Source organism: Streptomyces sp. NPDC091272 (genome assembly GCF_044757485.1).
Taxonomy (GTDB): domain Bacteria; phylum Actinomycetota; class Actinomycetes; order Streptomycetales; family Streptomycetaceae; genus Streptomyces.
This window is the reverse complement of the sequence record NZ_JBIVVC010000004.1, coordinates 334,590-357,139: the sequence shown is the minus strand read 5'-3', so window position 1 is coordinate 357,139 and position 22,550 is coordinate 334,590. Positions and strand designations below refer to the sequence as shown.

Below are 22,550 nucleotides of genomic sequence, written 5' to 3'. Positions count from 1 at the left end.
CGGGCCCGGGGGTGGGGCGGTGGTGTCAGGCCGCAGCGGTCACCTTCTCCTCGGGGCTGCCCTTGGGGCCTCCCTCGGGGATGTCCTTCGCGCTGTCACCGGCGCTGTCACCGGCGCTGTCCTTGGCGCCCGGTCCAGTCGGCGCCTGGTCCTGCGGCTGCTGCTTGCGCATCCCCTTGAGCAGCACGACCAGGCCGGTGGTGACGCCGACCCCGGCGGCGATGGCGACCAGGTAGAGCAGCGGGTTGCCGATCAGCGGCACCACGAAGACACCGCCGTGCGGGGCGCGCAGGGTGTTCTCGAAGGCCATCGACAGGGCGCCGGTGACCGCGCCGCCCGCCATCGAGGCGGGAATGACCCGCAGCGGGTCGGCCGCGGCGAACGGGATCGCGCCCTCCGTGATGAAGGAGGCGCCGAGCACCCAGGCCGCCTTGCCGTTCTCCCGTTCCGTCCTGGTGAAGAGCTTGCCGCGGACGGTGGTGGCGAGCGCCATCGCGAGCGGCGGGACCATGCCGGCGGCCATCACCGCGGCCATCACCTTGAGGCTGCCGTCGTTGGGGTTGGCGAGACCGCCGACGGCGAAGGCGTAGGCCACCTTGTTGAGCGGGCCACCGAGGTCGAAGCACATCATCAGGCCGAGGATGACGCCCAGGATGATCGCGTTGGCGCCGGAGAGGCTGGACAGCCAGTCGGTGAGCGCCGTCTGGAGCTTCGCGATCGGCTCGCCGATCACCAGGAACATCAGGAAGCCGACGACTATCGAGGAGATCAGCGGGATCACCACCACCGGCATGATCCCGCGCAGCGCGGCCGGGATCCTGACCCGCTGGATCGCCATCACCACCCCGCCCGCGAGCAGACCCGCGACGAGACCGCCGAGGAAGCCCGCGTTGATCGCCACGGCGATCGAGCCGCCGACGAAACCTGGCACCAGACCCGGCCGGTCCGCCATGCCGTACGCGATGTAGCCGGCGAGCACCGGCACCAGGAACCCGAAGGCGAGGCCGCCGATCTGGAACATCAGCGCGGCCCAGCTGGTGTGGTCGCCCCACGCGAAGTGTTCGATCACGGAGGGCGCCTTGTCGATCTGGTACCCGCCGATGGCGAAGCCCAGGGCGATGAGCAGGCCGCCCGCCGCGACGAAGGGGACCATGTAGCTGACACCGCTCATCAGCCAGGTGCGGAGCTTCGCGGCGTAACTCTCGTCGCCCTCGCCAGCCTCCTCGACCGGGCTCCCCTTGGCGGGGGTGGCGGAGACCTCGCCCCTGGCCGCCTTGTCCTTCGCCTCGGCGATCAGTTCGAGCGGCCGGTTGATGCCCGCCTTCACGCCGACGTCGACCGTCGGCTTCCCGGCGAACCGCTCCCGGTCCCGTACGGGCACGTCATGGGCGAAGATCACCGCGTCGGCGGCGGCGATGACGGCCGGGTCGAGGCGGGTGAAGCCGGAGGAGCCCTGGGTCTCGACGGTGAGCTGCACGCCGTCGCCGTTGCCCGCCTGCTCCAGGGACTCGGCAGCCATGTAGGTGTGCGCGATGCCGGTGGGGCAGGAGGTGACGGCGACGATACGGAACGGGGCGGCTGCTGTGGGTGTGTCCGCCACCGGGGCGGCCGGAGCCTGGTCCGGGGTCCGTGCCGGTTCCGGGGTCTGTGCCGGCTCGGGGCTCTGCGCCGGTTCCGGGCTCTGTGCCAGCTCCGAGGTCTGTGCCGGACCCGGGGTCTGTGCCGCCTCGTCGCCCCTGATCAGCGCCGCTGCCGACGCGGCGTCTCCGACTGCTCGCAGCGAGTCGGTGAACTCCGTGTTCATCAGCTGGCGCGCCAGGCTGGACAGGATCGTCAGGTGGGCGTCGTCCGCTCCCGCCGGGGCCGCGATCAGGAAGATCAGGTCCGCCGGGCCGTCCGACGCGCCGAAGTCGACACCTGCGGCGCTGCGTCCGAAGGCCAGGGTCGGCTCGGTGACGTGCGCGCTGCGGCAGTGCGGGATGCCGATGCCGCCTTCGAGTCCGGTCGGCATCTGCGCCTCGCGCGCCGCGACGTCCGCGAGGAAGCCGTCGAGGTCGGTGACCCGGCCGAGGGCCACCATCCGGGCCGCCAACAGGCGCGCCGCCTCTTGTTTGGTGTCGGCGGCCAGGTCGAGGTCGACCAGGTCCGCGGTGATCATCTGGCTGCTCATCGCGGGCTCCTTTGCACGGATGCATCAGTGGATGGGGCGGGAGGGGCAGGCACTACGGGGCCCATAGGACCCAGAGGATCCGGGGGGATCGGTGGATTCAGGGGGCTCATGCGACTCACGGCGCTCGTGGGACTCAGGAAGCTCGTGGGACTCAGGAAGCTCGTGGGACTTACAGTCCTCACGGCACTCACGGCACTCACGGCACTCACGGCACTCACGGCCCTCACAGCGCCGGCTCCGTCAGTGCGCGGTCCAGCGGGAGTTCCGCGGTCACGGTCACCGCGGCAGGGTCCAGGTCGGCGGGTGTCGGCATCACGCTGCCCGGCAGCCGTACCGCCGCCGCGCCGTGCGCGACCGCCGCGACCAGCGCCTCGGGGCCCTCGCCGCCGGCCGTCAGGAACCCGGCCAGGGACGCGTCGCCCGCGCCGACATTGCTCCGCACGGCATCGACCCGAGCCGTCGCGAACCAGGTCCCGGCGTCGGAGACCAGGAGCTGTCCGTCCGCGCCCAGGCTGGCGAGCACGATCCGTGCGCCCAGGGCGCGCAGCTCGTCGGCCGCCTCGACCACGTCGCCGAGCGTCTTCAGCGGCCGTCCGACCGCCTGGGCCAGCTCCTCGGCGTTGGGCTTCACCACGTCGGGCCGCTCGCGCAGCGCCGCGAGCAGCGAAGGTCCCGAGGTGTCCAGGGCGATCCGGGCCCCCGCCCCGTGTGCCCGGGCGACCAGCGCCGCGTACCAGTCGGGCGCCAGGCCGTGCGGCAGGCTGCCGCAGCAGGCGATCCAGTCGGCGTCGGCCGAGTGGGCCCGCACCGCGCTCAGCAGTGCCTCGGACTCGGCGGCGGTCAGCTCGGGGCCGGACGCGTTGATCTTGGTGAGGGCGCCGCCCGGCTCGGCGACGGAGATGTTGGACCTGGTCCTTCCGGCCACCTGCACCCGCTCGACCTCGATGCCCTCGGCGCTCAGGAGTTCGGCGACGAGCGCGCCTGGGGCGCCGCCCAGCGGGAGGACGGCGAGGGTGCGGTGCCCGGCCGCGGCGACCGCGCGCGAGACGTTGACGCCCTTGCCGCCGGGGTCGATGCGGTCGGCGGTGGCCCTTAGGACCTCCCCGCGCATCAGCGAGGGCACCTCGTAGGTGCGGTCCAGGCTCGGATTGGGGGTGACGGTGAGGATCATCGGGTCACACTCGCTGTACTTCTGTTCCGGCCGCCTCGATCGCGGCGGCGTCCTTGGGGCTCAGCCCGGTGTCCGTGATGAGCAGGTCGATGTCCGCGAGGTCGCCGAACCGCGCGAAGTGTTCCTGGCCGTGCTTGGCCGAGTCGGCGAGCAGCACGACCCGGCGGCCCGCCGCGATCACCGCCCGCTTCACCGCGGCCTCGGCGAGGTCAGGGGTGGTCAGGCCGTACGCGGCGGAGAAGCCGTTGGCGCCGAGGAAGACGACGTCGGCCCGGATCTCGCCGTACGCCCGCAGCGCCCACGCGTCGACTGCGGCCCGGGTGCGGTGCCTGACCCGGCCGCCGACGAGGTGGAGGTCGATTCCCGGGTGGTCGGCGAGCCGCGCCGCGACGGGCAGCGCGTGGGTGACGACGGTCAGCCCGCACTCCAGCGGGAAATCCGCCGCGAGGCGTGCCGCCGTCGATCCGGCGTCGAGGACGACGCTGCCCTCGGACGGCAGTTCGGCGGTCGCCGCCTGCGCGATGCGGTCCTTCTCGTCGGCGGCCGTGGACTCCCGCTCGGCCAGATCAGGTTCGAAGTCGAGCCGCCCGGCCGGGATCGCCCCGCCGTGCACCCGGCGCAGCAGCCCGGCCCGGTCGAGGGCCTTGAGGTCGCGCCGTACGGTCTCGGCGGTGACCTGGAAGGTGTCGGCGAGAGAGAGCACGTCGACCCGCCCGCCCTCGCGGGCGAGTCGAAGGATCTCCTGCTGGCGCTCCGGTGCGTACATGTGGATTTACGTCCGTTCAATGCCCGAACTTGTTGATTACCTGGATCCTACGCGCCGATTAGCGCGAGGTAAACACATTCGGGTCCTATTCGGGCATGAACGGACTTTGGTCCTGGAAGGTCGGGCACCTTGGCACGCACGAAGCCCGCGGGGTCCGTGGACCTCGCGGGCTTCGTCCCGTACTGCCTGCCGCAGCAGGTCAGGCCGTCAGCGCGGGCTCCTTGGGTACGTCGGTACCGTCGTCCGGGCCCGCCGCCGCGACGGCCTCCGCGACCCCGTGTCCCGCCGCCTTCTTCGGCAGCGCGAACATCAGCAGGAAGATCACCAGCAGCACGCCGACGACCCAGCCGAGCGCGTTCTGGAAGGCGTCCACATAGGCTGCGCCGACCGCACTGCGCGCACCCCTCGCCGCCTCGACCTTGTCGTCGACGATCCCGAAGAAGATCACCGACACCAGACCGATGCCGAACGCGTTACCGGTCTGTCCGGTGGTGTTGATCAGCCCGGACGCCGAGCCGGCATGCTCCTTGGGCACCTCGGACAGCACCGCGTCCGTCAACGGGGCCACGATCAGGCCCATGCCGAGGCCCATCACGATCAGCGGCAGCGCCATCTGCCAGGACGAGATGTCCTTGCCGTAGTGATCGGCCTCCCAGATGTAGAGCAGCAGCCCGGCCGCCATCGTCAGCGCACCCGTCTGCAGCACCTTCCGGCCGAACCTCGGCACCAACTTCTGGACCGAGATCCCGGCCGCCACCGACACGGCGACGGAGAACGGGATTCCGGTGACGCCCGCGCGCAGCGCGCTCCAACCGAGACCGATCTGCATGTAGAGCGTCCACACCATGAAGAAGACGCCGGTGAAGACACCGAAGGTGAGCTGCACGGCGATGCCCGCGGCGAAGCTCTTGACCTTGAACAACGACAGCTCCACCAGCGGAGAGCCGTCACGCCGCGTCTTCCACCGCTCGTACGCGACGAACACGGCGAGGACGACCAGGCTGCCCGCCATCGACAGGTATCCCCACAGCGGCCAGTCCAGTTCGCGGCCACGGGTCAGCGGGTAGATCAGCGCGAGCAGCGCGAGAGTCACCAGGGCGACACCCGGCAGGTCGAGCCGCAGCGCGCGCGGGGCCTTGGACTCGGTGATGAACTTGCGCCCCAGGATCAGCCCGGCGATGCCGACGGGCAGATTGATCAGGAAGATCGGACGCCATTCGAGTCCGAACAGGTTCCACTCGGTGAGCAGTGCGCCGAGCAGCGGCCCCGTCACCGCGCCGAGGCCGACGATCGCGCCGAACAGACCGAAGACCTTGCCCCGCTCGTGGGCCGGGAACGTGGCGTGCACGATCGAGAGGACCTGCGGCACCATCAGCGCCGCCGTCGCTCCCTGGAGGATGCGGGACGCAACCAGCACGTCCGGGTTGGCGGCGAATCCGCAGAGGGCGGAAGCGAGCGTGAAACCGCCGATACCGATCAGGAACAGCCGCTTGCGGCCGTAGATGTCGCCGAGCCGGCCGCCCGTGATCAGCCCGGCGGCGAACGCGAGCGCGTAACCGGCGGTGATCCACTGGATCGCGCTGAAGGTCGCGCCGAGGCTGCCCTGGATGCTCGGTATCGCGATGTTGACGATCGTGACGTCCACCAGGTCCATGAACGCGGCGGTCATCACGATGGCTAGCGCGAACCAGCGCCGGCGGTCGCCGGGCGTGGCCGGGCCACCGGACTGGGCGGTCACGGCGCCCTCGGGAGGCGCGGCGGCAGATATCGAGGACTCGTCGTCCGGGGTCCCCGACGGGGGTGCTGAAGTCATGCCGACGACGTTAGTCGTCATGTAGGACAAGCTGTGGCCCATATCGCGCGCATCCTAGGCGTTATGACGGACACACCGGCACGGCTGCTGCAACTGCTCTCGCTGCTCCAGACGCCCCGCGAATGGCCGGGCAGCGAACTCGCCGATCGGCTCGACGTTTCGCGCCGCACGGTACGGAGGGACATCGACCGGCTCCGTGACCTGGGCTATCCGGTGCAGGCCTCGATGGGCGCGGAGGGCGGGTACCGGCTCGTCGCGGGCAAGGCGATGCCTCCGCTGGTCCTCGACGACGAGGAAGCGGTGGCGATCGCGGTCGGCCTGCGGGCCGGCGCCGGGCACGCGGTCGAGGGCATCGAGGAGGCGTCGGTGCGCGCCCTGGCCAAGCTGGAACAGGTGCTGCCGTCCCGGCTGCGCCACCAGGTCTCGGTGCTCCAGGCCGCGACGATCCCGCTGACCAGCGGTGACGGCGCGAGTATCGACCCGCAGACGCTGACCGTGATGGCGGGGGCCGCGGCCGGGCAGGAGCGGCTGCGGTTCGCCTACCGCTCCGGCGACGGCACGGCGAGCAAGCGCCTGGTGGAGCCGCACCGGCTGGTCAGCACGGGGCGCCGGTGGTACCTCGTCGCGTACGACATCGACCGCGAGGACTGGCGTACGTTCCGCGTCGACCGGGTCGCGGAGCCCTTTGCCACCGGGGCACGCTTCGTACCGCGCGGGGTTCCGACGGGGAACGCGGCGGACTTCATCCGGCGGTCGCTGAGCGGATTGGGCGTACGGGGGAACGAGGAGCCGCGGCGGTTGGTGGTGCTGTTCGACGCGCCGGCGGAGTTCGTCGCGGCGCGGCTGCCCGGCCCGCTGGGCACGCCGGAGGCAACAGGCGACGGCAGCTGCCGGCTCGACGCGGAGCTGGGTTCGTCGGTGGAGTGGACGGCCCTGCGGCTGGCCATGGTGGAGTGCGAGTTCCGGGTGCACGAACCGCAGGAACTGGTGGACTACCTGACCTCGCTCGCCGGCAGGGTCACAAGAGCGGTGGCCACCGCGGAACCGGGCTGAGCAGAGGGCCGGGGAGCCCGGCGCTCAGCACCGACTGGCAGGGAGCCCCCGACCCGCTCACACCGATCGGCAGGACGCCCCCAGCCCGCTCGACACCGATCGGCAGGGCGCCCCCGACCCGCTCGACACCGATTGGCGGGGAGCCCCGGCGCTCGGGGGGAGATGCGCCGGGGCTTCGTCCCTGGAAGGACGCGGCGGCCGGGTGGTGGAACACCGCCGCGTCGTGGTCTGTGGGCCTGCCGAGGTCTGTGAGCGGCCAAGGTCTCCGGGCCGCCCTCTGTCCCGCGCCGTCCGGCCCGCACGCTTTGGGGCCCGGCCGGCCAGCCGCCGTCCCACGGGAGCGCGCGGCCGTTGGGTCAGGCTGCCGCGTCGCCCACAGGAGCGCGCGGCCGTCGTATCAGGCTGCCCCACCGCCCGCGTGAGCGCGCGGCCGGCGTCAGGCTGCCGCGTCGAACCCCGTGTCGCGGGCCATCTTCTTCAGTTCGAGCAGCGCGTGCTTCTCTATCTGGCGGATCCGCTCGCGGGTCAGCCCGTGCTCCTTGCCGACCTCGGTCAGCGTGCGCTCCCGGCCGTCCTCGATGCCGTACCTCATACGGATGATCGAGGCCGTGCGCTGGTCGAGCTTGCCTATGAGGTCCTCCAGCTCCTCGCTGCGCAGCATGGAGAGCACCGACTGCTCGGGCGACACCGCGGAGGTGTCCTCCAGCAGGTCGCCGAACTGGGTCTCGCCGCCGTCGTCGACCGGCATGTTCAGCGAGACCGGGTCGCGGGCCCAGTCCAGCACGTCGCTGACGCGCTGGGTCTTGGTGTCGAGCTCGCGCGCGATCTCCTCGTGCTCGGGGTCGCGGCCGTTCTCCCGGTTGAACTCGCGCTGCACCCGCCGGATCCGGCCCAGCTCCTCCACCAGGTGGACGGGCAGCCGGATGGTGCGCGACTGGTCGGCGATGGAGCGGGTGATGGCCTGGCGGATCCACCAGGTCGCGTACGTGGAGAACTTGAAGCCCTTCGCGTAGTCGAACTTCTCGACCGCGCGGACCAGGCCCGCGTTCCCCTCCTGGATGAGGTCGAGCAGCGGCAGACCGCTGCGCGGGTAGCGTCGGGCCACCGCGACGACGAGACGCAGGTTGGACCGGATGAACAGGTCCTTCGCGCGCTCACCGGCCTCGTAAAGCGCTTCCAGCTCGTCGCGGGAAGCACCGGCGGCGTCGGAGTCGGCCGTCTCGCCGTCGAGGATCTGGCGTGCGTACACACCGGCCTCGATGGTCTGGGACAGCTCGACCTCCTTGGCGGCGTCGAGCAGTGGCGTCCGTGCGATCTCGTCGAGGTACATGCCGACCAGGTCGCGGTCGGCGATCTCCCCGCCTACGGCGCGAACGCTGCTTGCCCGGGTCGATCCGGTAGAGGACCGACGGGCGACGGCACGGGTTGCCATGCTGGGTGCTCCCTTGCGTGAGTAGGTCGCGAGTGGTGTGGCTGTGGCTGCCGGGACTCCCTTCGGGTTCCCCGCTTCCAAAAGAACCAACGGTTGGAATCGGGACAGAATTCCCCGCGCGCGACCTCAATCGGAGGATCTTGCAGTACCCTGTCGGCCCACCATGGAGGAATCTTGTCCCAAATCACCGCAGAAGTGCAGGTCAGGCCGGGTGTAGAGGCCGATCTGAGAGAGCTCACCGACCTTTACAACCACTTCATCAGTGAGACCCCGATCACCTTCGACACGGCGCCCTTCACGCTCGACGAGCGTCGTCCGTGGCTGCTCTCCCACCCTGAAGACGGCCCGCACCGCCTGGTGGTTGCTCGCGACGCCCGGACTGACCGGCTCCTGGGTTACGCGACGAGCAGTCCGTTCCGCCCCAAGGCCGCGTTCGGCACCTCCGTGGAGACGACGGTCTACTGCGCGCCCGACGCGGGCGGCCGGGGCGTCGGCACGCTCCTCTACGACGCGCTCTTCGAGGCGCTCGCCAAGGAGGACGTGCACCGCGCGTACGCGGGCGTCACCCACCCCAACGAGGCGTCCGCCCGCCTGCACGCCCGCTTCGGCTTCACGCAGGTAGGCCTGTTCCGCGAGGTCGGCCGCAAGTTCGGGCAGTACTGGGACGTCGCCTGGTACGAGAAGGACCTCACCGCGCCGGGCTCGGAGCCACAGCCACAGCCACAGCCGTAGCGGCAGCGGCAGCGGCAGCGGCAGCGGCAGCGGCAGCGGCAGCGACAGGCACAGCCGTGGCCGTGCGCCGGAACCGTGTCCGGTACGTCTCCCGGCCTAGGCCGCCGGATGTGCGGACCCGGGACCGCGGACCGTTACGGAGCCCCGCCCGCGCGCCTACCGTCCTTGGCATGGACACCACCGGCACGTACGACGAAGCCCTGACCCGCCTGCACACCACCGGACCCGAGCGGCTCGGACGGCTCACCAATCACGCCCCGATGGCCGTTGAGGCCCTCGCCGCCCGCGGGCAGGCACCGGCCGTGCACCGCTGGCTGGACGTGTACGCGGCCAAGCTGGAGGAGTTCCCCAGCGCCCACGCGCGCGTGACGGACGCGAACTGGACCGAGGCGCTGGGCGATCCGAGGCGGGCCGCCGACTGGATCGCCCACTTCGAGCGGCTGCTGTCGGAGCGTGCCTGGCGGGACGTCCTGGCGCAGTGGTGGCCACGGCTGCTGCCCGGCATGTACGGCGGCTCCACGCACCCGGTGATCCGGGTCGGGCACGCGGTGCGGGGCCTGCTGGAGGACGACGGAAGCGCGCCACGGCTGACCGAGCTGGCGCACGGGCTGGGCTACTGGGCGGCCCGTCACCACCTGGCACCGGACGCCGTACCGCTGCCCGGCGCGGTGTCCGCCGCCGCGGCCCTGGACTCCGTACCGCCGCTCCGGGTGCGCGACGGGGGCTTTCCCGACCGGCTCGCGCGCGTGACGCACCTGCCGGCGTGGGCGGTGGCCCCCGGGTCCCCCGAGGAGGCGCGGGCCAAGCTGGCCGAGCTGGTGCGGGCGGCCGTCCGGCGGTACGCCACCCACGGGCACGGCGAGGAGACCATGCTGGTGCACGCGTCCACGGCGCCCAACGCCGTACTGCGCACACTGCCCGCGCTGCCGCGGGCGCTGTGGGTGCCGAGTCTGCACGCGGCCTGGACGGCGTCCGCCGCGGTCACCGCGATGTACGCGCCGGACGAGCCGATCGCCTACCGCTCGCGCGGCGCCGCCTCGCTGTCCCCGGACGAGGTCTTCGAGCGGGCCGCCGCGCACGGCGACGAGCACGTGGTGAAGTTCGCCGACACCGCGCTCGACGTCGGCGGCGAGCAGGCGCTGTCGTCCGCCCTGTACGCCGTGGAGATCAGCGAGCCGCTCAAAGCCGCCCCGTAACCGCCCCCGGAGCGCTCACCCGAACCGCACCGACCTCTTCGCCAGGCCCATCCAGAAGCCGTCGATGACACTGCGGCCGGCGGTGCTCTCGTCCCCGGCCGCCCCGAGCGTCACGAACAGCGGCGCGAAGTGCTCGGTGCGCGGGTGCGCGAGGCGGCCCGCCGGGGCCTTGTGCTCGAAGTCGAGCAGCGCGTCCAGGTCACCGGCGGCCAGCGCCCGCTGCCCCCAGTCGTCGAACTCCGCCGACCAGCCCGGCACTCCGGGGCCCTGGTGCCGGAGCGCGGCCAGGTTGTGCGTGAAGAATCCGCTGCCCACGATCAGCACGCCTTCGTCGCGCAGCGGCGCCAGCCTGCGCCCGATGTCCATCAGCCGCTGCGGGTCGAGACTGGGCATGGAGATCTGGAGGACGGGCACGTCCGCGTCGGGGAACATCTCCACCAGGGGCACGTACGCACCGTGGTCGAGCCCTCGGTCGGGTACGTCCTGGACGGGCGTTCCGGCGCCGCGCAGCAGCTTGCGCACCCTCTCGCCCAGTTCGGGGGCGCCGGGAGCCGGGTAGCGGACCGCGTAGTAGTGCTCGGGGAATCCCCAGAAGTCGTAGGTGAGGGGCACGGTGGTGGTGGCGCCGAGGGCCAGCGGCGCCTCCTCCCAGTGGGCGGAGACGACGAGGATCGCGGTGGGGCGGGGCAGCGCGGCGGAGACGGCCGCGAGTTCACCCGGCCAGAGAGGATCGTCTGCGAGCGGCGGCGCTCCGTGACTGAGGTACAGGGCGGGCATGCGCACTGCGGAGTTCGTCATGCACGCTAGTTTAACTTTCAATGAGGAGCTCTACCATGGACCGCATGAGCACACCGAAGAATGCGGCCCGCAACGACGCGACGCCGGCCACCGGAGGGCCGCGCTGGCTGAGTGACGAGGAGCAGCGCGTCTGGCGCGCGTACATCCACGCCACGACCCTCCTCGACGACACCCTGGACCGCCAGCTCCAGCGCGACGCGGGGATGCCGCACATGTACTACGGGCTGCTGGTGCAGCTCGCCCAGGCGCCGGGCCACCGGATGCGGATGACGGAACTGGCGAGGAACGCGAAGATCACCCGCTCCCGGCTCTCGCACGCCGTCTCCCGGCTGGAGAAGAACGGCTGGGTGCGCCGCCAGGACTGCACGTCCGACAAGCGCGGCCAGAACGCGATCCTCACGGAGGAGGGCTACGGCGTCCTCAGGGATGCCGCCCCGCAACACGTGTCACTGGTACGAAAGGCCATTTTCGACCGCCTCAGCGAGGAGCAGGTGCGGCAGCTGGGCGAGATCATGTGCGTCATCGCCGACGGCCTCGAACCGACGGGCACGGGCGCGGATCTGCCCTGGCTCCGCTGAGCGGAACCAGGGCAGATCCGGGGGCTGTCGGGCGGTCGCGGGTCAGTGCGCGACGACGGGGATGCGCACCTCGTCCTGTGCGCCCTCGCCGTCACCGGCGCCCGTGACGACCGGGGAGCTCGGCCGGCCGGTGTTGATCAGGGTCAGCGCGATGGTCGCCGAGACGACCAGGATGCCGACCGCCCACCAGATGGCGCTGGCGTAGCCGTGCACCATGGCCTGTGCCTGGAGCAGCTGCTCGTTGGTGGCTCCGGCCGCGTTCGCCGCGATGTAGGCGGTGGTGGCGCTCGCCGCGATGGTGTTCAGCAGGGCGGTGCCGATCGCGCCGCCCACCTGCTGCGAGGTGTTGACCATGGCGGACGCGACGCCGGCGTCCCGCGCCTCGACGCCGTGCGTCGCCAGGGACATGGCCGGCATGAACGCCGTACCCATGCCGAGGCCGAGCAGCAGCTGCGCGGGCAGGATCAGACCGGCGTACGAGGAACCGATCTCCAGCTGCGTGAGCAGCAGCATGCCGAGCGCGGCGACCAGGAACCCGGGGCCCATCAGCAGCCGCGGCGGAACCCGGGTCATCAGGCGGGCACCGATCTGGGTGGAGCCGGTGATCATGCCCGCGATCATCGGCAGGAAGGCGAAGCCGGTCATGACCGGCGAGTAGCCCTTCACGATCTGCAGGTAGTACGTCAGGAACAGGAACAGTCCGAACATCGCGATGACGGCCAGACCGAGGGAGAGGTAGACCCCGCCGCGGTTGCGCTCCAGCAGTACGCGCAGCGGCAGCAGCGGGTTCTTCACCCGGGCCTCGACGGTCACGAAGGCGGCGAGCAGGACGACCGCGGCGGCGAACAGGCCGAGCGTCGAACCGGCCAGCCAGCCGTCGCCCTCGGCGCGCGTGAAGCCGTAGACAAGGGAGACCAGGCCGAGGGTGGAGAGGACCACGCCGGGGATGTCGAGCGGCGAGCGGTTGCGGCTGCCGGCCGGCTCACGGATGAAGAAGTACGCGCCCAGGGCCGCGACCGCGGCGAAGGGGATGTTGACGAAGAAGGTCCAGCGCCAGTTCAGGTACTCGGTGAGGAAGCCGCCCAGGATCAGGCCGACGGCGCCGCCGCCGCCCGCGATGGCACCGAAGATGCCGAACGCCTTGGCGCGCTCCTTGACGTCGGTGAACGTCACCGCGAGCAGGGACAGCGCGGCGGGCGCGAGCAGGGCGCCGAAGAGGCCCTGGAGGGCGCGCGAACCGAGCATCATGGCCTCGCCGGACGCGGCGCCGCCGAGGGCGGAGGCGGCCGCGAAGCCGATCAGGCCGACGACGAAGGTGCGTTTGCGGCCCCACAGGTCGGCCAGGCGTCCGCCGAACAGGAGCAGCCCGCCGAAGGCGAGGGCGTAGGCGGTGATGACCCACTGCCGGTTGGCGTCGGAGATGCCGAGGTCCTGCTGGGCGGAGGGCAGGGCGATGTTCACGATCGTCGCGTCGAGCACCACCATCAGCTGGGCGAGCGCGATGAAGACGAGCGCCTTCCACCGGTTGGGATCGGGTATGGCCTCGGCGGTCGAGGACGGGGAGTGGGTTGTTCTTGGCATGGGAGTAGCCACCTAGGGATGCGAAAAGCCGAAAAAGGGACGTACGGCGCGCTGATGCGGGAGCCGACTGCTGGGGGTGCCGGCAGCTGGGAGTGGTGCCACGGCGGCCGGGAAATGGTGCCGTCGGCCGGGAGTGGTGCCGGCGTTCGGAATGTCTGTCTGCGAGCGGCTACCGGGGCCGGCGGAGATCCTCCAGAGTTGCTGCACTGCCGGGCAGCTCGGAGCGGGCGGGCGCTTCGAGCCCGTCGAGGAACAGCTGCAGATGACGGTGGACGAACTGGTCGAAGTTCACGCAGCCGCTGCCGGGCAGCGGGCGGGTGAGCTGGGACAGCGCCACCATGAGGTCTCCGACGGCTACGTCGGCGCGGAGACGGCCGGCCTTCCTGGCCCGGTCCATGAGGTTTTCGACGGCCGTTTCGAGGCGGTCACGCCCGGCGAGCAGATCCGCGTGGTTCTGGTCGAACCCCTCGGACAGCATCGGGCACAACGCCCCGATCCGCTCGTCCGCGGCCTCGTGGACGAACCGACGCAGGGCGCCGAACGGATCGCCGCCCTCCGCCGCGGCCGCCAGGAGAGCGGCCTCGGCGCGGTCGGCGGTGCGGGAGAGCACCGACAGCACGACGTCGTGGACCAGGTCCTTACGGTCCGGGAAGTGACGGTAGAGCGTGGCGTTGCCGACCACCGCGCGCCGCGCGATCTCGTCGAGCGGCACCTCGGGACCGAGCTCGACGAACATCTCGCGGGCCGCCGCGACGATCCGCTCCCGGTTCCGCAGTGCGTCGGCACGCGGACGCGGGACGGTACGCCCTACGGCGGGGGCACCGGTTCGGCTGGCCACCACGACTCTCCTCGGTGTTCGGATGCGGGGACGGCTTCCCCACTGTTCCGAAGCGGGGACAGCTTCCCCACTTCGTACGGACACAGGTGTAAACGGGGACGGCATCCCCAGTTATTTCGCGGAGCCATGTGACCTGAATCACAAGCCGCCCCACCATCGGCCCACCCAGCGAGCGCCTCCGGCCACCTCACCGGAGGGTGGGCGAACAGGAGCAGTCGGGACTGTCCGGGACAGAACGGGCAGGGCTGCATGGAGCGGAAGGCGATTCCCATGCAGCAGCCGCGCCCCCGCCCCGGCATAGCCGGCGGCCGCCACTCGCGCTCCCGCGCCCCGCGCCGCACCCTGACCTTCACCGCGGCCGCGGCCCTCGCCCTCACCGCGGTGACCTCGGTGGGCACGCCCGTCGGTACCCCCGGGCACGCGTCCGCAGGACCCGGCGGCACCCTCCGCCCCCAGGCCGTGGCCGACACCCGGGCCCAGGTCCGCGGCACTCCGGAGCCCGCGGGGCCGCCCGGTTCACGGGAGGCCGCCGAGGCAGCGGTCCAGCCCTGCCGGATATCGGGTGCCCATGGCGTCCAGATGTCGGAGGGAATGCCCACCGCGCCCGGCTACACGCGCTCGACCGGCGAGGTCCGCGCCCTCAACCTGATGATCGACTTCTCGGACGCACGCGGCAAGGGCCGCGCCCTCGACCGCTTCCAGGAGTTCGCCCCGCAGACCGCCGCCTGGTTCGACACCAGCAGCTACGGACGGCTGCGGTACATCCCCGAGGCCCCCGTCACCAGCTGGCTCCGGATGCCACTGCCGTTCGCCGAGTACGGGATCGAGCGGGGCGCCCCCTTCGAGCCGGGCTACCAACGGCTCGTCCAGGACATCGTCACCACCGCCGACCCCAAGGTCGACTTCTCCTCGTACGACCTGGTGAACATCCTGATGACCCCGAACGCGGGCCCCTCCGCCCTGGACACCGTGCTGTCCGTCACCTTCTCGGGCAACCAGGAGGCCCCGGTCGCCGACGGTGTCCCGCTCGCCAACACGTCGTTCGTCTACAGCCGGCAGGACGACGGTTCCGGTTCGTACGCGGAGACGGGTTTTCGCGTACTGCCGCACGAGAACGGCCACGTCTTCGGGCTGCCCGACCTGTACACCACGGACGGCGGCGCCGCCGTCGGGCACTGGGACATCATGTCCGAGGACTGGGGGGCCAACAACGACCTCCTCGGCTGGCACAAGTGGAAGCTCGGCTGGCTGGACAGCCACCAGATCGGCTGCGCCTCCCTCGCGGGCAAGACCGAGTTCACGCTCGCCCCGCTGTCCTCCCGGTCCGACAAGCGGAAGCTCGCTTTCGTCCCCGTGTCCGAGAAGACCGGCTACGCGGTCGAGGTGCGTACCCCCGGCGGCAACGACGACGCGGTCTGCAAGCCCGGCGTCCTGGTCTACCGCGTCGACGCGGACGTGGACACCGGCAACGGCCCCATCACCGTCGCCGACAGCGAGCGCGAGAGCGGGGGCTGCACCCGCCGCCCCAACGTCCACCTGGAACTCTCCGACGCCCCCTTCACTCCCGGCACGTCCTTCAAGGACCGCCGCACCGGCATCCGCGTCGACGTTCTGGACGCCGACGACGCCGGCAACCACCGCATCCGCATCACCCGCCGCTGACCCCCGCCCGCACCCCACCGCTCCCCCTTCGAGCGAGCCGCGCCGTCCATCCGCTAACCTGTCCTGAGCTGCCCCCAGGGGCAGTGTCGCCTCCGTAGCTCAGGGGATAGAGCACAGCTCTCCTAAAGCTGGTGTCGCAGGTTCGAATCCTGCCGGGGGCACTTGTGAAGTAGCAGGTCAGTGACGTCGAAGGGCCCTTCCGCGCAGTCGAGCGGAAGGGCCCTTCGGCGTTCGGGGGCGGATGGGTTCAGGTTCACAGGTCCCTCGGAACCGCGATCGGCCGTCCGGTCAGGACGCCCTGCGCACCGCCGCCGCCTTGCGCGCGGCGGCCAGCTCCGCGGACTCGCGGCGTCCGCGCGACGGCGCGGGCGAGCGCCGGGAGCGGCCGGGCCGGCCCCTGCCCTGGTCGGCGTCGCCCGTGGCGGTCCCGCCCGTGCGCGGGCGGTCGGCGGGCTCGGGCCTGACCGGCACGCCCGAGGGGGCCTGGGCGCCGGTGATCCGGCTCAGCTCGGCGTCGCCCGAACGCACGGCGGCGGTCTGCGGGTTGATCCCCGCCTCGCGCATCAGCCGGTGCATGTCGCGCCGCTGGCCGGGGGTGACCAGGGTGACGACCTTGCCGGACTCCCCGGCCCGCGCGGTACGGCCGCCGCGGTGCAGGTAGTCCTTGGGGTCGGTCGGCGGGTCGACGTTCACCACCAGGTCGAGGTTGTCGATGTGGATCCCGCGCGCGGCGACGTTCGTGGCGACCAGCACGCTGATCCCGCCGTTCTTGAACCGGTCGAGCGTGCGCGTGCGCAGCGGCTGCGACTTGCCGCCGTGCAGGGCCGCCGCGCGTACCCCGGCGTCCTGGAGGTCCTTGGTGAGCCGGTCCACCGCGTGCTTGGTGTCCAGGAACATCAGCACCCGTCCGTCCCTGGCCGCGATCTCGATCGTCGTCGCGTGCTTGTCCGCGCCGTGCACCTCAAGGACGTGGTGCTCCATCGTGGTGACGGCGCCCGCCGACGGGTCGACGGAGTGCACGACCGGGTCGGTCAGGAAGGTACGCACCAGCTTGTCGACGTTGCGGTCGAGGGTCGCGGAGAAGAGCATCGTCTGCCCGTCCTCCCTGACCTGCTGCAACAGCTCGGTGACGTCCGGCATGAAGCCCATGTCACCCATCTGGTCCGCCTCGTCGAGGACCGTGATCCGCACCTGGTCGAGGCGGCAGTCCCGGCGCTCGATCAGGTCCTTGAGCCGGCCAGGGGTGGCCACCACGACGTCCGAGCCGCGCCGCAGCGCGGACGACTGCCGGCCGATCGACATGCCGCCGACGACGGTGGCCACACTGAGGTTCAGCGCCTTGGCGTACGGCGTGAGCGCGTCCGTGACCTGCTGCGCGAGTTCCCGCGTCGGTACGAGCACGAGCGCGAGCGGCAGCTTGGGCTGCGCCCGCCTGCCGTAGGCGGCCGTACGGGTGAGCAGTGCCAGGCCGAAGGCGAGTGTCTTGCCCGAACCGGTGCGGCCACGGCCGAGCACATCGCGCCCCGCGAGTGCGTTGGGCAGGGTCGCCGCCTGGATCGGGAAGGGCTCGGTGACCCCCTCGGCGACCAGCGTGCTCTGCACGGAGGACGGCATGTCCAGTTCGGCGAAGGCCGTGACCGGGGGCAGTGCGGGGGTGACCGTGACCGGGAGGGCGAACTCGCCCTTCAGCGTCACCGGCCTGCGGGACCGGCCGCCACCGCCGCTGTTGTTGCTGCCACCGGTGCGGCCCGCGCCGGTTCGGTTGCCGCCGGTGCCGGCCGTGCGGGCACCGCTGCGGCTGCCGTTCCCCGAGCCGCCGCCGGACTTCTTTCCGGCACTGGTGTCACGATTGCCGCCGAAGCGGGCGTAGTTCGTACTCACTAGGAGTCCTCTCGATACCGGCACGTATCGAGGAAATCCCGGCGCCCTCGGCGGGGCCGCATTTCAAGAACGAGCCGAAGTCAACTAAAAACAAAAAGTAGGTCCGGCTCGTCTTAACAACGAACGGACCCGTCATATTCCCCGTGACACGCAAAAACGGGCTGGGACCTGCACCCAGGGTGCAGGTCCCAGCCGCGCTTGTCACCGCTGATCAGGCACGAAGCCGGTGATCAGTGATCAGGCGGGAACGATGTTCTCCGCCTGCGGGCCCTTCTGGCCCTGCGTGACGTCGAAGTTCACCTTCTGGCCTTCCTGGAGCTCACGGAAGCCGGAGGTGGCGATGTTCGAGTAGTGGGCGAAGACGTCGGCGCCGCCGCCGTCCTGCTCAATGAAGCCGAAGCCCTTTTCCGAGTTGAACCACTTCACGGTGCCAGTAGCCATGTCAAATCTCCTTCGGGGTAAAAACCCGGGGAACACACACTGTGCATGTCCCACGTCGCGCGATGATGACCCCGTCCGGGAGAAAAGCACCGGAAATACAAAAGAAAAGTGCGCCCAACGGATGCGAAGGTAACGAATCCGAGGAGAGCACTTGTAAGTCTTTTCGGGAACCACAACTGCAACTGCGAATAACCGTAGCATGCCGCGAGCATTTCGGCACGGCACATATTCGTGTCGCATCTCATCGCATCTCGCCCGCAGAGCGCCGGTGGGAATGTACCCCCGCCGGGCGGGAACCAACCGTCCCGAGCAGCATCTTCTTGCTCCGCACGGGGGGTGCAGGGACTGCCGGGGCTGTGGGGACTGCCGGGGCGGGGCCTGCTCCCCCGCCCCGCCCCCGGTGAGTGGTCCTCAGCCGACCCGGGTCAGCTTCGCGCCGAAGCCGGGTTCGGCCAGGGGGGACTGGAGCGCCACCGGCGCCGAGACCTTTCCGGGGCCCGCCCCGGCCGTCACCTCGCCGACCACGTCGCCCGCCTTCCCGGTGTGCGGCACCGGCTTGCCCGGCGCCCCGCCGATCGCCAGGTCCACCTTCAGACCCGGCCAGCCCACCGCCTTGAGGTCCTTCGTGGCCACGACCGGCGTACGGCCGCCGAGCCCGTCGTCCACGTACCCGACGACATCACCCTTCTTGACCACCGTGGCCGACGTGACGGCGGCCTGGGCCTTCTCGATGAGCTTCAGGCTGTCGAAGATCGCCTTGTCGAGCCGGTCGTTGAGCACGGTGCCGGTGGTCTGGTTCATCACCGCGCCGATGATCCGGCGCTCCTTGCCGTCCACGATCGTGCTCGCGGTGAAGAGCAGGTTGCCGCCGGCCGGGGTCGTCGAACCCGTCTTGATGCCGTTCACACCCGGCTTGAGCAGGATCTTGTTGTTGTTGTAGATCCGCTCCGGCAGTCCGGGGACCTCGACGTCGGGCATGTCGACGATCTTGCGGAAGATGTCGTTCTTCATCACCGCCCGGCCGAGCCTGATCTGGTCGACCGGCGTGCTGACCGTGCCCTTGTCGAAGCCGCTGGAGTCGGTGTACTTGGTGTTGGTCATGCCGAGGTCCTTGGCGGCCGTGTTCATCTTCTCGAGGAACTTGTCCTCCGACCCCGCGTCCCAACGGCCCAGCAGACGGGCCACGTTGTTACCGGACGGGATCATCAGCATCTGCAGCATCTGGCGCTGCGTGTACTCCTGGCCCGCCTTGATCTTCGCCGTGGACTCGTCGCCCTTGTTCCCGTCGTCCTCGCCCTGCTGGTCCACCTTTATCCTCGGGCCGTTCTCCTTGCCCGTGATCGGGTGGTCCTTGAGGATCACGTACGCCGTCATGACCTTGGCCATGCTCGCGATGGGCGCGGGCTTCTGCGGTCCCTCCGTGCCCATGCTGCCGACGCCGTCGACCTCGATCGCCGACTGGCCCTCGCCGGGCCACGGCATCTCGGTCCTGCCGCCGTCGAAGGTGAACGTCGGCGTCGCGCTCAGCGCCAGTTTCGCCTCCGGCAGCGGGCGCACGAACTGCACCACCGCGAAGATGACCAGCAGGAGCAGGACCAGCGGCGTCCAGATCTTGAACCGGCGCACGGTCGTCCGTACCGGCGTTTCCGGCGGCGCGGGCTTGTTCGTCAGCTCGGCGAGCAGGTCGAGCGGCGGCTTCGGCGGCACCGGCTGCTGCTTGGTCAGCTCGGCCTCGGGCAGGGCGGATGTGGCCGCCGCCGCAGGGGCGGGCTGCGGTCCGGCGGCCCACGCGGGCCCACCGGCGCGGCCGGACTGCCCCGGGCGCGAACCTGGCCGGCCCGCGCCCTGTCCGGGCGTGCGCGGCGGCCCAACAGGCCTTGCGCCGTCCGGCTTCAGCGGTACGAAAGTGCTGGTCCGCTCGGCGTCCGACTCGGGCCGGTCGGTCCGGGGGCCCTGGCGGCCCTTGACGTCCTGCCCGCTTCGGGAACCGCCCTTGGGCTCCGTGGGCGGCAGCTTCAGCATCGCCGTCGGCTGGTCGGTCTGACGCGCCGGACGCGGTGTCGTCCTGAAGACGGCGGTGGCCTGATCCACGCCCTTGCCGTCGTCGGGGTCGGCGTCGGCCTCGGCCTCGGTGTCGCCGTCGTCCGCGACGGGGGCGGCGTCGTTCTCGCCACTCTCGTCGGTGCCGGCACCGACCGCGGCGGCCTTGGCGTCTGCGTCCGCGTCCGCGTCAGGCTTGGCGTTCACGTCGAACTTGGCGTCCGCGTCGGGCTCAGCGTCCGCCTCAGGCGTGACGTGCGTGTGCGGCTTGGCGTCCGCGTCGAGCTTCCCGTCCGCGTCGGGCTTGATGTCCGCGTCAGGCTTGGCGACCGCCTCGGGCGTGTCGTGCGTGTGAGGCTTGGCGTCCGTACCGGTAGCGGCCCCGGTGGTGATCGCCTCGTCAGCGGCCTCCGCGTCGGTGGCATCGCTCGCAGCGGCGTCCGATCCGGTCGCGGCCGAGCCGGAAACGGCCGCGACCGTAACGGCCGAACCCGTCGCACCCGAACCAGCCGCAGCCGAGCCACCCGCACCCGAGCCACCCGCATCCACGTCAGCCGCAGCCACGTCAGCCGCGTCCGTCCCCGCCGAAGCGGGATCGTCGACGTGCACGGCGTCTTCCCCGCGCCCGGCATCGCCGCCCGCGACAGACCCCTCGCCCGACACCGACTCGTCGTCTGCGACCTCGCCGTCCACGACCTCGCCGTCTACGACCTCGTCGTCCGCCGCCTCGGCATCCAACTCCGCCTCGGCACGCGACTCGGTGTCGGCAGCAGCACCCGTGCCGGTAACCGCACCCGTGCCGGCCGCACGTACACCGGTGGCAGCACCCGCACCGATGTCCCCACCCGCGTCCCCGACCGGCTCCGCGGACGGTTCCGCCGGCTCCTCGGTCGTGGCCACCCAGGCCGCCACCGCCGCCCGCAGACGCGAGTCCTCCGCCTTCGGGGCGTCGTCGGACGCCGCCCCGGAGTCGGCCCCCGCTCCGGCACCCTCGTCAGCGGCACCCTCGTCAGCGGCACCCTCGCCCTCGTCCGCCGCCCCCGGAGCAGAGTTCCGCTCCGGTTCCGGCTCCGCGGCCGGGTCCGCCGCCTCCCGCGCCCTCTCGCGGAAGACCGCGAGCCGGGGATCGCGTTCGCTCTCAGCCGTCTCCCCCGACGACTTCCGCTGCTCCGACTTGCCGGGGGACTCGCCCGCCACCGATGCCTCCTCAACGCAAAAAGGTCGTAGCGGGGTTATCCCCCGCCTGTCCGATCCATGGACCAGTGTCCCGCTACGGAACCCGCACCCACGTGCTAGACGAGAACGACATACCTACTGGTTCCCGTACGAAGCGACCAGGCACCCTCGACAGATGAATGTGAGAGGGGTCACCCTGTCATTCATCCACGCGGGGAGGCATGGATGGGCAGGAGCCGCAGAACAATTCCGGAGGAGCTTCTGTTGCTCGCTCTGGACCCGGCAACGGGTACCACAGCGCAGCCGCAGTCGCTCGACCTCGGCCTGGCCGGGGCACAGCTAGTGGAGCTGGCTCTGGCAGGACGGATAGCCCCTGACGGGGATCGTATCGCCGTGGTGATGCCACGGCCGACCGGAGATCCGACACTGGACTCCGCACTGGAACTGCTGCGCCGTCGCGGCAGCCCGGTCCGGGCGGTCCACTGGATCGGCGGGCCCCGACTGGGGCTGCGCCAGATCTATCTCGCGCACCTGGAGCGGTGCGGCATGGTGCATGCCGTGTCGGGCCAGATGTGCGGGGTGCTGCCGACGACTCGCTACCAGGCGACCGACACGGCAATCAGCCGGGACATCCGTGCCCGGCTGGACAGTGCGATCCGCACCGGCGTACCGCCGGACCCGCGGACCGCGGCGCTCGCCGCACTGGCCCACGCGGTCGGCCTCGGCAAGCATTTGTATCCCGGCAACGAGGGCCGGTCGTCCAGGTCCCGTCTCCGGGACCTGATTCGGCACGACCCCATGGGCGGACTCGTGGCACACGCCGTGATGGACGTCCAGAACGGTGTGGCCGCTCAGCCACGCCGTGCAGCACCCGGCACAGCCGCGGTCCCGGGCAACCCGGGCGGCGGCGGTGGCGTAGTACGCCAGTCCGCGTCGGCGTCGATCACCACGCAGCCGCACCGCGGCAGCATGGCCCGAGCCGCGGCGCACTGACACCGCAGGAGTGCACGACCGCACCACCCGAGTAAGCCGCCGCACCGACGTCCCCAAGACCCGGTTCGGGAGCCGCAACAACGCGCGGGGCAGTGGACCGGCCGTCCGGACGAGGGCCGGGCCGCCGCCCCGCGCGTACTCGTGCGTCACCACCGACACCACCGACACCACCGTCACCGGCAGCGCCACCAGCACCGCCGTCGATGCGACCGCGTCCGTACGGATGCGT

17 protein-coding genes and 1 tRNA gene are annotated in these 22,550 nt (G+C 71.3%); 7 read left to right on the top strand and 11 right to left on the bottom strand.

What is annotated here, in order from left to right; genetic code table 11:
- Window positions 1-25: 25 nt before the first annotated feature.
- The 4 genes from ACIQM4_RS14715 to ACIQM4_RS14700 form a co-directional block, all read right to left on the bottom strand.
- The gene (locus ACIQM4_RS14715; protein ID WP_401590987.1) at window positions 26-2,170 is read right to left on the bottom strand and encodes a fructose-specific PTS transporter subunit EIIC; all 2,145 of its coding nucleotides are present in this window, start codon (window positions 2,168-2,170) and stop codon (window positions 26-28) included.
- 223 nt (window positions 2,171-2,393) lie between these two features.
- Window positions 2,394-3,341 (bottom strand): 1-phosphofructokinase, encoded by a 948-nt coding sequence (gene pfkB / locus ACIQM4_RS14710; RefSeq protein ID WP_401590984.1) that lies wholly within the window; start codon window positions 3,339-3,341, stop codon window positions 2,394-2,396.
- A 4-nt stretch (window positions 3,342-3,345) separates the two neighbouring features.
- Window positions 3,346-4,107 (bottom strand): DeoR/GlpR family DNA-binding transcription regulator, encoded by a 762-nt coding sequence (locus tag ACIQM4_RS14705; RefSeq protein WP_401590981.1) that lies wholly within the window; start codon window positions 4,105-4,107, stop codon window positions 3,346-3,348.
- 199 nt (window positions 4,108-4,306) lie between these two features.
- Window positions 4,307-5,920 carry an MFS transporter gene (locus ACIQM4_RS14700; protein WP_401590978.1) on the bottom strand — a complete coding sequence of 538 codons (1,614 nt, stop codon included), beginning with the start codon at window positions 5,918-5,920 and terminating at the stop codon, window positions 4,307-4,309.
- A 63-nt stretch (window positions 5,921-5,983) separates the two neighbouring features.
- Here ACIQM4_RS14700 and ACIQM4_RS14695 point away from each other — a divergent pair, with 63 nt between their 5' ends.
- On the top strand, window positions 5,984-6,973 hold the full coding sequence (locus tag ACIQM4_RS14695) for a helix-turn-helix transcriptional regulator (protein ID WP_401590975.1): 990 nt from the start codon (window positions 5,984-5,986) through the stop codon (window positions 6,971-6,973).
- 436 nt (window positions 6,974-7,409) lie between these two features.
- Here the strand turns inward: ACIQM4_RS14695 and ACIQM4_RS14690 are convergent, their stop codons facing one another.
- Window positions 7,410-8,405, bottom strand: a complete 996-nt coding sequence (locus ACIQM4_RS14690) for an RNA polymerase sigma factor RpoD/SigA (RefSeq protein WP_401590972.1) — start codon at window positions 8,403-8,405, stop codon at window positions 7,410-7,412.
- Window positions 8,406-8,579: 174 nt separating this feature from the next.
- Here ACIQM4_RS14690 and ACIQM4_RS14685 point away from each other — a divergent pair, with 174 nt between their 5' ends.
- On the top strand, window positions 8,580-9,137 hold the full coding sequence (locus tag ACIQM4_RS14685; RefSeq protein WP_401590970.1) for a GNAT family N-acetyltransferase: 558 nt from the start codon (window positions 8,580-8,582) through the stop codon (window positions 9,135-9,137).
- Window positions 9,138-9,307: 170 nt separating this feature from the next.
- On the top strand, window positions 9,308-10,333 hold the full coding sequence (locus ACIQM4_RS14680) for a questin oxidase family protein (RefSeq protein ID WP_401590967.1): 1,026 nt from the start codon (window positions 9,308-9,310) through the stop codon (window positions 10,331-10,333).
- A gap of 15 nt (window positions 10,334-10,348) precedes the next feature.
- Here ACIQM4_RS14680 and ACIQM4_RS14675 read toward each other — a convergent pair whose 3' ends face one another.
- The gene (locus ACIQM4_RS14675; RefSeq protein ID WP_401590964.1) at window positions 10,349-11,131 is read right to left on the bottom strand and encodes a dioxygenase; all 783 of its coding nucleotides are present in this window, start codon (window positions 11,129-11,131) and stop codon (window positions 10,349-10,351) included.
- A 44-nt stretch (window positions 11,132-11,175) separates the two neighbouring features.
- On the opposite strand from ACIQM4_RS14675, the gene ACIQM4_RS14670 reads away from it, so the two are divergent.
- Entirely contained in the window at window positions 11,176-11,709 is a 534-nt protein-coding gene (locus tag ACIQM4_RS14670) for a MarR family winged helix-turn-helix transcriptional regulator (RefSeq protein ID WP_401590961.1), read from the top strand.
- A 42-nt stretch (window positions 11,710-11,751) separates the two neighbouring features.
- Here ACIQM4_RS14670 and ACIQM4_RS14665 read toward each other — a convergent pair whose 3' ends face one another.
- Entirely contained in the window at window positions 11,752-13,290 is a 1,539-nt protein-coding gene (locus ACIQM4_RS14665) for an MFS transporter (RefSeq protein ID WP_401590958.1), read from the bottom strand.
- A gap of 169 nt (window positions 13,291-13,459) precedes the next feature.
- The gene (locus tag ACIQM4_RS14660; protein WP_401590956.1) at window positions 13,460-14,128 is read right to left on the bottom strand and encodes a TetR/AcrR family transcriptional regulator; all 669 of its coding nucleotides are present in this window, start codon (window positions 14,126-14,128) and stop codon (window positions 13,460-13,462) included.
- 270 nt (window positions 14,129-14,398) lie between these two features.
- Here ACIQM4_RS14660 and ACIQM4_RS14655 point away from each other — a divergent pair, with 270 nt between their 5' ends.
- Both ACIQM4_RS14655 and ACIQM4_RS14650 read left to right on the top strand, forming a co-directional pair.
- The gene (locus ACIQM4_RS14655; protein WP_401590953.1) at window positions 14,399-15,790 is read left to right on the top strand and encodes a M6 family metalloprotease domain-containing protein; all 1,392 of its coding nucleotides are present in this window, start codon (window positions 14,399-14,401) and stop codon (window positions 15,788-15,790) included.
- 88 nt (window positions 15,791-15,878) lie between these two features.
- A tRNA-Arg gene (locus tag ACIQM4_RS14650) sits at window positions 15,879-15,951 on the top strand.
- A 127-nt stretch (window positions 15,952-16,078) separates the two neighbouring features.
- Here the strand turns inward: ACIQM4_RS14650 and ACIQM4_RS14645 are convergent.
- The 3 genes from ACIQM4_RS14645 to ACIQM4_RS14635 form a co-directional block, all read right to left on the bottom strand.
- Entirely contained in the window at window positions 16,079-17,671 is a 1,593-nt protein-coding gene (locus tag ACIQM4_RS14645; protein ID WP_401590951.1) for a DEAD/DEAH box helicase, read from the bottom strand.
- Window positions 17,672-17,908: 237 nt separating this feature from the next.
- The gene (locus ACIQM4_RS14640; protein ID WP_189825182.1) at window positions 17,909-18,112 is read right to left on the bottom strand and encodes a cold-shock protein; all 204 of its coding nucleotides are present in this window, start codon (window positions 18,110-18,112) and stop codon (window positions 17,909-17,911) included.
- 411 nt (window positions 18,113-18,523) lie between these two features.
- Window positions 18,524-21,349, bottom strand: coding sequence for a serine hydrolase (locus ACIQM4_RS14635; protein ID WP_401590947.1), 2,826 nt, complete (start codon window positions 21,347-21,349; stop codon window positions 18,524-18,526).
- Between the two features lie 204 nt (window positions 21,350-21,553).
- Between ACIQM4_RS14635 and ACIQM4_RS14630 the strand changes: the two genes are divergently transcribed.
- Window positions 21,554-22,321, top strand: coding sequence for a GPP34 family phosphoprotein (locus ACIQM4_RS14630; RefSeq protein WP_401590944.1), 768 nt, complete (start codon window positions 21,554-21,556; stop codon window positions 22,319-22,321).
- The last annotated feature ends 229 nt before the right edge of the window (window positions 22,322-22,550 follow it).

Excerpts from the sequence above, each read along its gene's own strand:
- ACIQM4_RS14715 (WP_401590987.1), bottom strand. The coding sequence starts at position 2,170 with ATGAGCAGCCAGATGATCACCGCGGACCTGGTCGACCTCGACCTGGCC.
- pfkB (WP_401590984.1), bottom strand. The coding sequence starts at position 3,341 with ATGATCCTCACCGTCACCCCCAATCCGAGCCTGGACCGCACCTACGAG.
- ACIQM4_RS14705 (WP_401590981.1), bottom strand. The coding sequence starts at position 4,107 with ATGTACGCACCGGAGCGCCAGCAGGAGATCCTTCGACTCGCCCGCGAG.
- ACIQM4_RS14700 (WP_401590978.1), bottom strand. The coding sequence starts at position 5,920 with ATGACTTCAGCACCCCCGTCGGGGACCCCGGACGACGAGTCCTCGATA.
- ACIQM4_RS14695 (WP_401590975.1), top strand. The coding sequence starts at position 5,984 with ATGACGGACACACCGGCACGGCTGCTGCAACTGCTCTCGCTGCTCCAG.
- ACIQM4_RS14690 (WP_401590972.1), bottom strand. The coding sequence starts at position 8,405 with ATGGCAACCCGTGCCGTCGCCCGTCGGTCCTCTACCGGATCGACCCGG.
- ACIQM4_RS14680 (WP_401590967.1), top strand. The coding sequence starts at position 9,308 with ATGGACACCACCGGCACGTACGACGAAGCCCTGACCCGCCTGCACACC.
- ACIQM4_RS14675 (WP_401590964.1), bottom strand. The coding sequence starts at position 11,131 with ATGACGAACTCCGCAGTGCGCATGCCCGCCCTGTACCTCAGTCACGGA.
- ACIQM4_RS14670 (WP_401590961.1), top strand. The coding sequence starts at position 11,176 with ATGAGCACACCGAAGAATGCGGCCCGCAACGACGCGACGCCGGCCACC.
- ACIQM4_RS14665 (WP_401590958.1), bottom strand. The coding sequence starts at position 13,290 with ATGCCAAGAACAACCCACTCCCCGTCCTCGACCGCCGAGGCCATACCC.
- ACIQM4_RS14655 (WP_401590953.1), top strand. The coding sequence starts at position 14,399 with ATGCAGCAGCCGCGCCCCCGCCCCGGCATAGCCGGCGGCCGCCACTCG.
- ACIQM4_RS14640 (WP_189825182.1), bottom strand. The coding sequence starts at position 18,112 with ATGGCTACTGGCACCGTGAAGTGGTTCAACTCGGAAAAGGGCTTCGGC.
- ACIQM4_RS14630 (WP_401590944.1), top strand. The coding sequence starts at position 21,554 with ATGGGCAGGAGCCGCAGAACAATTCCGGAGGAGCTTCTGTTGCTCGCT.